Source organism: Pseudomonas sp. MDT1-16, assembly GCF_054898115.1.
Genome location: NZ_CM142717.1, coordinates 5,643,254 through 5,655,301 on the forward strand (window position 1 = coordinate 5,643,254; position 12,048 = coordinate 5,655,301).

Here is a 12,048-nt window from a genome sequence, read left to right on the forward strand (position 1 = left end):
ACGCTCCTTAACGAGCAATCCCATGCTTGCGCAACTTTCTATAAAGGGTGTTGCGGCTGACGCCCAATTGCTCGGCGGTGTGGGTCATGTGCCAGCGCTGTTCTTCCAGGGCATTAAGCAGCGCCAGCCGCTCGGCATCCTCCAGCGGATGCTCCGATGGCTGTTCAGGGGCAGCGACCGGTAGCAGCCGATCCTGACGAATCATCGTCGGCAAATCCTCAAGGCCAATCCGCCCGCCATCACACAACGCCGCCAACGTGCGCAGCACATTGCGCAATTGCCGCACGTTCCCCGGCCAGGAGAAGGCCAGCAACGCCTGGCGTGCCGGACTGTCGATCAGTACGGTTTCCCCGCCTGCCTCTTCGGCCAGCAAAAAGTCGAGCAACTGGGACTTATCACTGCGATCACGCAACGCCGGCAAAGCAACTTCCAGCCCATTGAGCCGGTAATACAAATCTTCGCGGAAGCTGCCGTCCTGCACCCGCTCCAGCAAGTTACGGTGAGTGGCGCTGATGATCCGCACATTGACCGATTCCGGCTCGCCGCCGATCGGCACCACCTGACGGTCTTCCAGCACCCTTAATAGTCGGGTCTGCAAGGCCAGGGGCATGTCGCCGATTTCATCGAGGAACAAGGTCCCGCCATCGGCCTGCTGCAACTTGCCGCGCATGCCTTCCTTGCGCGCGCCAGTAAAGCTGCCGCCGCGATAGCCAAACAGTTCGCTCTCGATCAGGCTTTCGGGGATGGCGGCGCAGTTGAGCGCGACGAAGGCTTTATCTGCCCGCCGGCTGGCCTGGTGGACGGCTTTGGCAAACGCTTCTTTGCCGGATCCGGTTTCGCCGTTGATCAGTAGCGGTACGTCCCGCTCGAACACGCGCAAGGATCTGCGGAAGTCTTCCTGCAACCCGGTGTCGCCCAGACAAATGCCCGCCAAGCGCGAAGGTTCGACGATCACCGGGCTTTGCACCACCGGCACCGGAATGCTGCGCGGCTGCCCACGCAACACGGCAAACAGACTCCGCCCGTCGCGCGTGCGCAACGGCCAACTGGCGCTGGCATTGACGCTGGCGCGGCCGAGCAATTCATCCAGCGAGCAGTCGAAAAACGCCTCCACCGGTTTGCCCAGCAGCCCACCGCGAATATGCCCCAACAGGTTCAGCGCACTTTGGTTGACCGCGCTGATCCGCCCTTCCCCGTCAAACGCCAGCAACCCTTCGCTGAACAACCCGACGGATTCGGCCTGAAGGTGAAAACGCAGCAGCCATTGATTGTCGAAATAACGCAGGAAATAGCAGCTCTCGATCATCTTCGCTGAAAGATTGACCATGGCCATGGTGTGGAACTGACTTTGACGAGAGACTTCGTGGCGCGCCGAGGACACGTCGAGCACCGCCAGCAGTTCGCCGTGAGGGTCGAACACCGGGCTCGCCGAGCAGGTCAACCCGGTGTGACGGCCGCGAAAGTGCTCGTCTTGATGGATGGTCAGGGACTGACGTTCCACCAGACAGGTGCCGATGCCGTTCGTGCCTTCGCACGCTTCACTCCAGTCAGCGCCGAGCCAGAGGCCGGCGCGTTCGAAGATCTTCCGTTCAGCCGGTGCGGTGACGCAGTTGAGGATCACGCCGCGGGCGTCGGTCAGCAAGACCGCATGGCCGGCGCCGGAGAGTTGCTGATGAAGGCTGGTCATTTCGCTGCCGGCGATGTGCAGCACTTGCTGCAAGCGCTCGCGGCTTTCCAGTACGCGGCCATGTTCCAGCACCGTGGGTGCCATGGCCAGGGCCGGGTCGAGGTGATAATCCTCAAGACAACGCAGCCAGGAACGGGCAATCGACGGATCGCTGCCGGGACCGTGCAGGTGGGTTTTCCCCTGAGTGACGGTCAGCACCTGCTGGGCATGGCGACTCAAATGGTTGTCGTGCATTTCTTATTGTTCTCCCCGGGGCTCGGCGACCCGTGCGTGAGGTGACGCCCAGCATCCTCCAGCCAACGGAGCATTGCAATGCTGGCGAGACCGCCCCGTCACACGTTGTGCCAGAAGCGGTACAAAGTGTCATCAAGGCTGTACCGAAAGCGTCACAGGCAACGTCCACCGGTCCGACAAAAACTGTGTAAGGCCTTGATTTGCCTGACCTGCAAGGCAGTGGCCCGACCTTTGCTCTACGCTTATAGCAAGCGCACATGCGCTCTCCCTTATAAGCACAAAAGCCAAGGAGAATTCACCATGCGTTACGCTCACCCCGGTACTGAAGGCGCTATCGTTTCGTTCAAGAGCAAATACGGTAACTACATCGGCGGCGAGTTCGTCGCGCCTGTTAAAGGTCAGTACTTCACCAATACCTCGCCAGTGAATGGCCAACCGATTGCCGAATTCCCGCGCTCCACGGCCGAAGACATCGACAAAGCCCTGGACGCTGCCCACGCGGCCGCCGATGCCTGGGGCGCCACGTCCGTCCAGGCTCGCTCGCTGGTGCTGCTGAAAATCGCCGACCGCATCGAACAGAACCTGGAAGTCCTTGCAATCACCGAGTCCTGGGACAACGGCAAAGCCGTGCGCGAAACCCTCAACGCCGACATCCCGCTGGCAGCCGACCACTTCCGCTACTACGCCGGTTGCATCCGCGCCCAGGAAGGCAGCGCCGCCGAGATCGATGGCAACACTGTGGCCTATCACATCCATGAACCATTGGGCGTGGTCGGGCAGATCATCCCGTGGAACTTCCCGATCCTGATGGCCGCCTGGAAACTCGCCCCGGCCCTGGCGGCCGGTAACTGCGTGGTGCTCAAGCCGGCCGAACAAACGCCACTGGGCATTACCGTGCTGATGGAGCTGATCGGCGACCTGCTGCCGCCGGGCGTGCTGAACGTAGTACAAGGCTTCGGCAAAGAAGCTGGCGAAGCGCTGGCCACCAGCAAACGCATTGCCAAGATCGCCTTCACCGGCTCGACCCCGGTCGGCTCGCACATCATGAAATGCGCCGCCGAAAACATCATTCCGTCCACCGTGGAGCTGGGCGGCAAGTCGCCGAACATCTTCTTCGCCGACATCATGCAAGCCGAAGAAACCTTCATCGAAAAAGCCGCCGAAGGCCTGGTGCTGGCGTTCTTCAACCAGGGCGAAGTCTGCACCTGCCCGTCCCGCGCGCTGGTGCAAGAGTCGATCTACGACGACTTCATGAAAGTCGTGATGAAAAAAGTCCTGTCGATCAAACGTGGCGACCCGCTGGACACCGACACCATGGTCGGCGCCCAGGCGTCCGAGCAGCAATTCGATAAAATCCTTTCGTACCTGGAAATCGCCAAGAGCGAAGGCGCCGAGCTGCTGACCGGCGGCAAGGTGGAAAAACTCGAGGGCAACCTGGCGACCGGGTACTACATCCAGCCGACCCTGCTCAAGGGCACCAACAAAATGCGTGTATTCCAGGAAGAAATCTTTGGCCCGGTGGTGAGCATCACCACTTTCAAAGACGAAGCCGAAGCCCTGGCCATCGCCAACGACACCGAGTTCGGCCTGGGTGCCGGTCTCTGGACCCGCGACATCAACCGCGCCTATCGCATGGGCCGCGCCATCAAGGCCGGTCGTGTGTGGACCAACTGCTACCACCTGTACCCGGCGCACGCCGCGTTCGGCGGTTACAAAAAATCCGGCGTCGGTCGTGAAACCCACAAAATGATGCTCGACCACTATCAGCAGACCAAAAACCTGTTGGTGAGCTACGACATCAATCCACTGGGCTTCTTCTAAAAGCGTCTGCCGCAAGCAAGCCACTCTCCTTGTGGGAGTGAGCTTGCTTGCACCTCGGGCCTTCGTGCCAACCCGGCACCACGCCGGCCAAAAACAATAAGAACAGGTGAACTCCTATGCGTAGCGATCAAGCCAGCGTGCAGCCGGCTACCTCCTCGGTCGACTTCGAAAAAGTCGACTCCGACTATTTCCAGCAACGGGAACTGAAAAAAGGTGCGGCAGGCTGGGTCCTGCTAGTGGGTCTGGGCGTGGCCTACGTCATCTCGGGCGATTACGCAGGATGGAACTTCGGACTGGCCCAGGGTGGCTGGGGCGGCATGTTTATCGCCACGTTGCTGATGGCGACCATGTACCTGTGTATGTGCTTTTCCTTGGCGGAACTGTCGTCCATGATCCCTACCGCCGGTGGCGGCTACGGTTTTGCCCGTAGCGCATTCGGCCCCTGGGGCGGATTCCTGACGGGTACCGCGATCCTGATCGAATACGCCATCGCACCCGCAGCGATCGCGGTATTTATCGGCGCCTATTGCGAGTCACTGTTCGGCATCGGTGGCTGGATGATTTACCTGGCGTTCTACATCATCTTTATCGCCATCCACATTTTCGGGGTCGGCGAAGCCCTGAAACTGATGTTCGTCATCACCGCCGTCGCCGCCCTGGCGCTGGGTGTATTTTTGGTGGCGATGGTGCCGCACTTCAGCGTCGCCAACCTGCTCGACATCCCGGTGACCGAGGCCAGGGGCGCCAGCAGCTTCCTGCCGTTCGGCTACGTCGGCGTGTGGGCGGCCATTCCCTACGCGATCTGGTTTTTCCTGGCTGTTGAAGGTGTGCCACTGGCGGCAGAAGAAACCAAAAACCCGAAACGCGACCTGCCACGCGGGTTGATTGGCGCAATGCTGGTGCTGGTGACCTTTGCCCTGCTGATTCTGGTAATTGGCCCTGGCGGTGCGGGCGCCAATGCGTTGATGACCTCGGGTAACCCGTTGGTCGAAGCGCTGAGCAAAGCCTATGGCGGCTCGACCTGGATGGGCCACTTCGTCAATCTGGTGGGCCTCGCGGGCCTGATCGCCAGTTTCTTCTCGATCATCTACGCCTACTCGCGGCAGATCTTTGCGCTGTCCCGCGCCGGCTACCTGCCGCGCAAACTGTCAGAAACCAACAAAAGCAAGGCTCCCGTATTGGCACTGATTATTCCCGGCATCATCGGATTCGGCTTGTCGCTGACCGGTCAGGGTGACTTGCTGATTCTGGTGGCAGTGTTCGGCGCGACCATTTCTTACGTCTTGATGATGGCGGCGCACATCACACTGCGTATTCGGCGCCCCAAAATGGACCGGCCATATCGCACGCCGGGCGGTATCTTCACCTCGGGTGTCGCGCTGGTGCTGGCTTGCATCGCCGTGGTGGCGGGTTTTCTGGTGGACCCGCGTGTAGTGATTGGCGCTGCGATCATCTATGGAGTGTTAATTGCTTACTTTGCCTTCTACAGTCGGCATCACCTCGTAGCAGGCACGCCCGAAGAAGAATTCGCGGCTATTCAGAAAGCTGAAGAAGCCCTGCACTAAGGGCCGAAAATTACGGCGCAGACCCCATCTGCGCCGTCACGGAGAATCTGTATGGCTAGTTTTGCTCACACTGTCGGTGGCCTGACTTATCGCTTCGAAAGCCTCAAGGAGGTGATGGCCAAGGCCAGTCCGGCACGTTCAGGGGATTTCCTGGCTGGCGTCGCGGCACTTAACGATGGCGAGCGCGTTGCCGCGCAGATGGCCTTGGCTGACATCCCGCTCACTCATTTCCTACAGGAAGTGCTGATTCCTTATGAGGCCGATGAAGTCACCCGACTGATCATCGACACTCACGACAAACAAGCCTTCGCTACGGTCAGCCACCTCACCGTCGGTGGGTTCCGCGACTGGCTGCTCAGCGACGCCGCCGATGAACAGAGCCTGCGCACCCTCGCCCCCGGCCTGACCCCGGAAATGGCCGCCGCCGTGTCAAAAGTCATGCGCGTGCAGGATCTGGTGCTGGTGGCTCAGAAAATTCGCGTGGTCACACAGTTTCGCGGCACGATGGGTTTGCGCGGCCGGTTATCCACACGCCTGCAACCCAACCACCCCACTGACGAACCGGCCGGCATCGCCGCGAGCGTTTTGGACGGCCTGCTGTATGGCAATGGCGACGCGATGATCGGCATCAACCCGGCCACCGACAGCATCGCTTCGATCTGCGCCATGCTGGAAATGCTCGACGCAATCATTCAGCGCTACGAAATTCCTACACAGGCCTGCGTTTTGACCCACGTCACCACGTCTATCGAAGCGGTGAATCGCGGTGTCCCGCTGGACCTGGTGTTTCAATCGATCGCCGGCACCGAAGCGGCCAACGCCAGTTTCGGTATCAACCTGAACGTGCTGCAGGAAGGCTACGACGCCGGTTTGAGCCTGAATCGCGGCACGCTGGGCCAAAATCTGATGTATTTCGAGACCGGACAGGGCAGCGCCCTGTCAGCCAACGCCCACCACGGCATCGATCAACAGACCTGCGAAACCCGCGCCTACGCCGTGGCCCGACATTTCAAACCGTTCCTGGTGAACACCGTCGTAGGATTCATCGGCCCGGAATACCTCTACAACGGTAAACAGATCATCCGCGCCGGCCTCGAAGACCACTTCTGCGGCAAGTTGCTGGGCGTACCGATGGGTTGCGATATCTGTTACACCAACCACGCCGAAGCCGACCAGGACGACATGGACACCCTGCTGACCCTGCTGGGCGTGGCCGGGATCAATTTCATCATGGGCATCCCCGGCTCCGATGACATCATGCTCAACTACCAGACCACATCGTTCCACGACGCCCTCTACGCCCGCCAAACCCTGGGCCTGAAACCGGCGCCGGAATTCGAACAATGGCTGGCAAAAATGGGCATCTTCACCCAGGCGGATGGCAAGATTCACTTCGGTGACAGCCTGCCGCCGGCTTTCCGTCAAGCGATGGCGCAACTGGGATGAGTGTTGAAATGGATAAACCACCCGCTGATCCACATAACCCGTTGCTGGAACTGCGTCGCCTGACCCCGGCGCGGATCGCTTTGGGTAGAACTGGCACCAGCATGCCAACCAGCGCACAGCTGGATTTCCAGTACGCCCACGCTCAAGCGCGGGATGCAGTGCACTTGCCGTTCGACCCTGCAGGGCTGAGCTCGCAACTGGCCGAATGCGGGCGCGAGAGTGTGCTGCTGCATAGCGCGGCCGCGGATCGAAACAGCTATTTGCAGCGCCCCGATTTGGGGCGCAAATTGAGTGACGAGTCGGCGCAAACTCTGCGCGATTACGCGTTGGCCCATCCTGGCGGGGTGGATCTGGCGATCGTCGTCGCCGATGGCTTGTCGGCACTGGCCGTTCATCGCCATACCCTGCCGTTTCTGGCGCGGATGGAAGAACAGGTTTCAGCCGAGGGCTGGTCTGTGTCTCCGGTGATTTTGGTGGAACAGGGCCGAGTCGCGGTGGCCGACGAGATCGGCGAACTGCTGGGTGCGAAAATGGTGGTGATCCTGATCGGCGAACGCCCTGGCCTCAGTTCCCCGGACAGCCTGGGGCTGTATTTCACCTACAATCCCAGGATCGGGCTGACGGATGCCTATCGCAACTGCATCTCCAATGTCCGCCTCGAAGGCCTGAGTTATGGCATGGCGGCACACCGTTTGCTGTATTTGATGCGCGAGGCCTGCCGGCGGCAGTTGTCAGGGGTCAATCTAAAGGACGAAGCCCAGATTCAGACACTGGAGTCGGACGCAGGAGCAGGCATGAAAGGTAATTTCCTACTGAGTCCGCCGCAAGCCTGAACCGTTTCCGCATTGCGTTTCTGATCCAGTTTCAGGCAGGATCGACGCACGGCTGTCCGAGTGAGAACCGTTCGCCGTCAGAGTACGTGAAGACAGCCACTTGAAGACGAGACCTACCATGCGGATTATTCAAGCGACCCTCGAACACCTGGACCTGCTGACCCCGTTGTTCGTCAAATATCGCGAGTTTTATGGCTCCCTGGCCTATCCGGACTCGTCCCGGGCGTTCCTCGAGAAACGCCTGCGTCGCAAGGAGTCGGTGATCTACCTGGCGCTGGCCGATGACGACAGCAACAAACTGATTGGTTTTTGTCAGTTGTATCCAAGCTTTTCGTCCCTTTCGCTTAAGCGCGTTTGGATCCTCAACGACATCTACGTCGCCGAAGAGGCCCGCCGCCAGTTGGTGGCCGACAACCTCATCCGCACCGCGAAGAAAATGGCCAAGGAAACCAATGCCGTGCGCATGCGCGTTTCCACCAGCAGCAATAACGAAGTCGCGCAAAAAACCTACGAATCCATCGGGTTCAAGGAAGACACCGAGTTCAAGAACTACGTGTTGCCAATCAGCGACGAGCTGTAAGCCGAAAAGATCGCAGCCCTCATGGGTATGGCCTGAGGCTGCGATTTTCTCCTCACTGCGCTCCGAAATCCCCCGCTACAAACTCAACGCGCTTTTCACCTCTCAGCCCGTATAATGCGGACCTTTCCGGCTTGTAAGAAAAACTACACCCGCCTGTAGCCTTTCGCGAAGTCATCCGCACAAGCCTGCCGAGTCGGGCCGTCACCACAGGTGCTCTCCATGGATTTCAACCCGCTCGACCTTATCCTGCATCTCGATGTTTACCTCGATTTGCTGGTAAACAACTACGGGCCATGGATTTACGCCATTCTGTTCCTGGTGATCTTCTGCGAAACCGGTCTGGTGGTGATGCCGTTCCTGCCGGGCGATTCCCTGTTGTTCATTGCTGGCGCAGTAGCGGCTGGTGGTGGCATGGACCCGGTGTTGCTGGGCGGCTTGCTGATGCTGGCGGCGATTCTCGGCGACAGCACCAACTACGTCATCGGACGTACGGCCGGCGAGAAGCTTTTCAGCAATCCGAACTCAAAAATCTTCCGCCGCGACTACCTGCAACAAACCCACGACTTTTACGACAAGCACGGCGGCAAAACTGTGACCCTGGCGCGCTTCCTGCCAATCATCCGCACCTTTGCACCGTTCGTCGCCGGAGTGGCCAAAATGCCTTACCTGCGTTTCTTGGCTTTTAGCGTCCTCGGCACCCTCCTGTGGGTCGGTGGCCTGGTGACCCTCGGTTATTTCTTCGGAAACGTACCGTTCATCAAGCAAAACCTGTCGCTGCTGGTCGTGGGCATCATCTTGCTGTCGCTGGTTCCGATGATCATCGGCATCGTCCGCAGCCGCTTCGGCAACGCCGCGTCCAAACCCCAATCACGCTGATTCCCCATGTGGTCCCTTAGCGCCTGGCGTCGCCGACGCCTCCTGGCCAAGCATCCGATTGCCGACGACAGGTGGCAGCGGGTGCGCCATCACCTGAGTTTTCTCGATGGCATCAGCGCCGCCGAAGACCAGTGGTTGCGCGAAGCCAGCGTGCTGTTCCTCGAAGACAAGCACCTGACCGCCTTGCCCGGCGTCGAACTTCACCAAGAACAACGCCTGCTGCTGGCCGCCCAGGCGCAATTGCCATTGCTCCATCTGGGCGATTTGAACTGGTATCAGGGCTTCCACGAAATCGTCCTCTATCCCGACGACTTCCTCAGCCCCCAACGCCATCGCGATGCCAGTGGTGTCGAACACGAATGGGATGGCGAACACAGCGGCGAAGCCTGGCAACAAGGCCCGATCATCCTCGCCTGGCCTGGCGTGATGGCCAGCGGTGGCTGGGAAGGCTACAACCTGGTGATCCACGAACTCGCGCACAAACTCGACATGCTCAACGGCGACGCCAACGGCCTGCCGCCGCTGCACGCTGACATGCGGGTCAGCGACTGGGCCAAGGTCATGCAAGAGGCCTACGACGACCTTGATCGGCAACTGGACCGCAATCCCGACGCGGAAACCGCCATCGACCCGTACGCTGCGGAAAACCCCGCCGAATTCTTCGCGGTCACCAGCGAATACTTCTTCAGTGCCCCGGATTTGCTGCACGAGGCGTATCCTCAGGTCTATGAACAGCTGAAGCTGTTTTACCGCCAGGACCCGCTGGCCCGGCTGCGGCAACTTCTGGCCGAGAACCCGGTCTATCAGGCACACGACTAGTGTCCTGTCTCACCGATACGTTGCTCTTTTGGCGAGTGGCCGTTGTGGCCAGGCAAGGCGCCGCGACGAGTCATAGCTGGCTATGGCGAAGAGCGGCAACGCAGCATGGTCGCAACGGACGCCGTCAAAAAGCGACAGTATCGGTGAGACAGGACACCCGGGTCTCTACGACCCTTGGATCGTGGCATCGGCGGCGGAATATGCCTATAATCGCCGCCACTTTTTGGTCAATCCGGCCAAGTGTTTTTGGTCAACTAACGGGGGCACCGCCCAATGAGCTACAGCAAGATTCCGGCTGGCAAAGACCTGCCGAACGACATCTACGTCGCGATCGAGATTCCGGCCAACCACGCGCCGATCAAATACGAAATCGACAAAGACAGCGATTGCCTGTTCGTTGACCGTTTCATGGCCACCCCGATGTTCTACCCGGCCAACTACGGTTTCATCCCGAACACCCTGGCTGACGATGGTGACCCCCTCGACGTGCTGGTCGTGACCCCTTACCCGGTTACTCCAGGTTCGGTCATCCGCGCCCGTCCGGTCGGCATCCTGCACATGACCGACGACGGCGGCGGCGATGCCAAAGTCATCGCAGTCCCTCACGACAAGCTGTCCCAGCTGTACGTCGACGTGAAGGAATACACCGATCTGCCACCTCTGCTGCTGGAACAGATCAAGCACTTCTTCGAGAACTACAAAGACCTCGAAAAGGGCAAATGGGTGAAGATCGAAGGTTGGGGCGACGCAGAAGCCGCTCGTACCGAGATCATGAAGTCGGTTGCTGCCTATAAAGGCTGATTGCCGCGGCTGACATCAGCTTCTACGAAGAACCCCGGTTGATCCGGGGTTTTTTGTGGGCGTTTGAATATCACATTCAACAGCACATTTAACTGGCGGGCAAACCGGTTTTTTCTTGTTTAATTTTTACAAAAGACGTCTTACATCAGGACTTAAATTTGACGCTAGATTTGAACGTTTTGTTGAATCAAAGCCTTATGCCGCACGGCTAGACTCGTGTTTATGAAAAAGAACAAAACCTGCGGTCCACGATTCAGAATGCTCCTGAAAGAGCTCCAAATCACGACAACGAGATTTGCCGAATTCCTGGGCATTTCCGACCCTCAAACTGTCCATAACTGGTATACCCGCGGAGTTCCTGACTACCGTATGGAGGACGTCGCCAGAAGACTGTCCGTGAACACTGAATGGCTGAAATCCGGCGAAGGACCGCAAGACGCCAGGGAATTGCATCTGATCGACGCATCCGGCAACACCTTCGACGCCCAGTCAATCCGGGGCGCCTATCGGGTCATCGAGCCAGTCGATATCGAACTACCCTTTTACAAAGAAGCGGCCACTGCCCCCGGCTCCGACAAAACCCATGTCATCAAAGACCCCAGCGAATCGATCCGCCTGCCGCGCCGCGATCTTGACTCCCTGGAAATCAACCACGCCGATGCCATCTGTGCCCGCATGGTTGGCAATAGCATGGCCGAAAAAATTGAAGACGGCTCCATCGTCGCCATCGACCGCGGGCTCACGCAAATTGTCGACGGAGAGATTTACGCAATCGAGCACGACGGCATGTTGCGCATCAAATACCTGAGCCGGGTACCAGGCAACGCAATACGCATGCGCAGCCACAACAGCTCCGAATACCCGGATGAAGTCTTCAGACCTCCGCAAATCGAAGAACAAAACATAAGGGTCCTGGGATGGGTGTTCTGGTGGTCGACCCTGAATAAACGCAGGCCACCCGTACCTTTTCTGTAAACACATAACCTTGTAGCAGCTGGCGAAGCCTGCGTTCGGCTGCGCAGCAGTCGTAAACCATGCAGCGCGGAGAATCAGACAGACCGTGCCTGCAGGATTGACGACTGCTGCGCAGCCGAACGCAGGCTTCGCCAGCTGCTACACGTAACCGCAATCGCTCTAGGGCGCACGCCACGCTGGGAATTCCCCCAAAAAATCAGTATGCTGCGCCCCACATTTGCGCATCGACCCGCCCCGCGGCGGAGAGTCGCACCGACAAGGCAGATGATTTTCTCGCCAAGTCCCACAGCCGGACGCAAGATCCGGGTGTACGTTTTGAAGGCTGGCGCGGTTTACCAAAAATGAACCAAGCCAGTCCCCGAGAAGCCGGCCACAAGCCGGCTTTTTAATGTCTGGAAGAAAGCATGCCTG

10 protein-coding genes are annotated in these 12,048 nt (G+C 59.1%); 9 read left to right on the forward strand and 1 reads right to left on the reverse strand.

The window, feature by feature from the left end; translation table 11 throughout:
* Positions 1 to 7 precede the first annotated feature (7 nt).
* Positions 8 to 1,921 carry a sigma-54-dependent Fis family transcriptional regulator gene (locus ACYZT3_RS26085; RefSeq protein ID WP_462031042.1) on the reverse strand — a complete coding sequence of 638 codons (1,914 nt, stop codon included), beginning with the start codon at positions 1,919 to 1,921 and terminating at the stop codon, positions 8 to 10.
* Positions 1,922 to 2,221: 300 nt separating this feature from the next.
* On the opposite strand from ACYZT3_RS26085, the gene exaC reads away from it, so the two are divergent.
* The 9 genes from exaC to ACYZT3_RS26130 all read left to right on the forward strand — a co-directional run bounded on the left by exaC (position 2,222) and on the right by ACYZT3_RS26130 (position 11,637).
* A complete protein-coding gene (gene exaC / locus ACYZT3_RS26090; protein ID WP_462031043.1) occupies positions 2,222 to 3,742 on the forward strand; it encodes an acetaldehyde dehydrogenase ExaC in 1,521 nt (506 codons plus the stop codon).
* Positions 3,743 to 3,858: 116 nt separating this feature from the next.
* A complete protein-coding gene (gene eat, locus ACYZT3_RS26095; RefSeq protein WP_462031044.1) occupies positions 3,859 to 5,307 on the forward strand; it encodes an ethanolamine permease in 1,449 nt (482 codons plus the stop codon).
* Between the two features lie 51 nt (positions 5,308 to 5,358).
* Positions 5,359 to 6,753, forward strand: coding sequence for an ethanolamine ammonia-lyase subunit EutB (locus ACYZT3_RS26100; RefSeq protein WP_462031045.1), 1,395 nt, complete (start codon positions 5,359 to 5,361; stop codon positions 6,751 to 6,753).
* Between the two features lie 8 nt (positions 6,754 to 6,761).
* Entirely contained in the window at positions 6,762 to 7,586 is an 825-nt protein-coding gene (gene eutC / locus ACYZT3_RS26105; protein ID WP_462031046.1) for an ethanolamine ammonia-lyase subunit EutC, read from the forward strand.
* A gap of 118 nt (positions 7,587 to 7,704) precedes the next feature.
* Complete coding sequence (locus ACYZT3_RS26110) at positions 7,705 to 8,166, forward strand: GNAT family N-acetyltransferase (RefSeq protein WP_462031047.1); 462 nt, start codon at positions 7,705 to 7,707, stop codon at positions 8,164 to 8,166.
* Between the two features lie 219 nt (positions 8,167 to 8,385).
* Positions 8,386 to 9,042, forward strand: a complete 657-nt coding sequence (locus ACYZT3_RS26115; RefSeq protein WP_282379148.1) for a DedA family protein — start codon at positions 8,386 to 8,388, stop codon at positions 9,040 to 9,042.
* Between the two features lie 6 nt (positions 9,043 to 9,048).
* Positions 9,049 to 9,861, forward strand: a complete 813-nt coding sequence (locus tag ACYZT3_RS26120) for a M90 family metallopeptidase (protein ID WP_462031048.1) — start codon at positions 9,049 to 9,051, stop codon at positions 9,859 to 9,861.
* A 273-nt stretch (positions 9,862 to 10,134) separates the two neighbouring features.
* Entirely contained in the window at positions 10,135 to 10,662 is a 528-nt protein-coding gene (ppa, locus tag ACYZT3_RS26125; protein ID WP_282379152.1) for an inorganic diphosphatase, read from the forward strand.
* 222 nt (positions 10,663 to 10,884) lie between these two features.
* Positions 10,885 to 11,637: a S24 family peptidase gene (locus ACYZT3_RS26130; RefSeq protein ID WP_449645160.1), complete on the forward strand. Its 753-nt coding sequence runs from the start codon at positions 10,885 to 10,887 to the stop codon at positions 11,635 to 11,637.
* The last annotated feature ends 411 nt before the right edge of the window (positions 11,638 to 12,048 follow it).

Excerpts from the sequence above, each read along its gene's own strand:
- eat (WP_462031044.1), top strand. The coding sequence starts at position 3,859 with ATGCGTAGCGATCAAGCCAGCGTGCAGCCGGCTACCTCCTCGGTCGAC.
- ACYZT3_RS26100 (WP_462031045.1), top strand. The coding sequence starts at position 5,359 with ATGGCTAGTTTTGCTCACACTGTCGGTGGCCTGACTTATCGCTTCGAA.
- exaC (WP_462031043.1), top strand. The coding sequence starts at position 2,222 with ATGCGTTACGCTCACCCCGGTACTGAAGGCGCTATCGTTTCGTTCAAG.
- ACYZT3_RS26110 (WP_462031047.1), top strand. The coding sequence starts at position 7,705 with ATGCGGATTATTCAAGCGACCCTCGAACACCTGGACCTGCTGACCCCG.
- ACYZT3_RS26130 (WP_449645160.1), top strand. The coding sequence starts at position 10,885 with ATGAAAAAGAACAAAACCTGCGGTCCACGATTCAGAATGCTCCTGAAA.
- ppa (WP_282379152.1), top strand. The coding sequence starts at position 10,135 with ATGAGCTACAGCAAGATTCCGGCTGGCAAAGACCTGCCGAACGACATC.
- ACYZT3_RS26115 (WP_282379148.1), top strand. The coding sequence starts at position 8,386 with ATGGATTTCAACCCGCTCGACCTTATCCTGCATCTCGATGTTTACCTC.
- eutC (WP_462031046.1), top strand. The coding sequence starts at position 6,762 with ATGGATAAACCACCCGCTGATCCACATAACCCGTTGCTGGAACTGCGT.
- ACYZT3_RS26120 (WP_462031048.1), top strand. The coding sequence starts at position 9,049 with ATGTGGTCCCTTAGCGCCTGGCGTCGCCGACGCCTCCTGGCCAAGCAT.
- ACYZT3_RS26085 (WP_462031042.1), bottom strand. The coding sequence starts at position 1,921 with ATGCACGACAACCATTTGAGTCGCCATGCCCAGCAGGTGCTGACCGTC.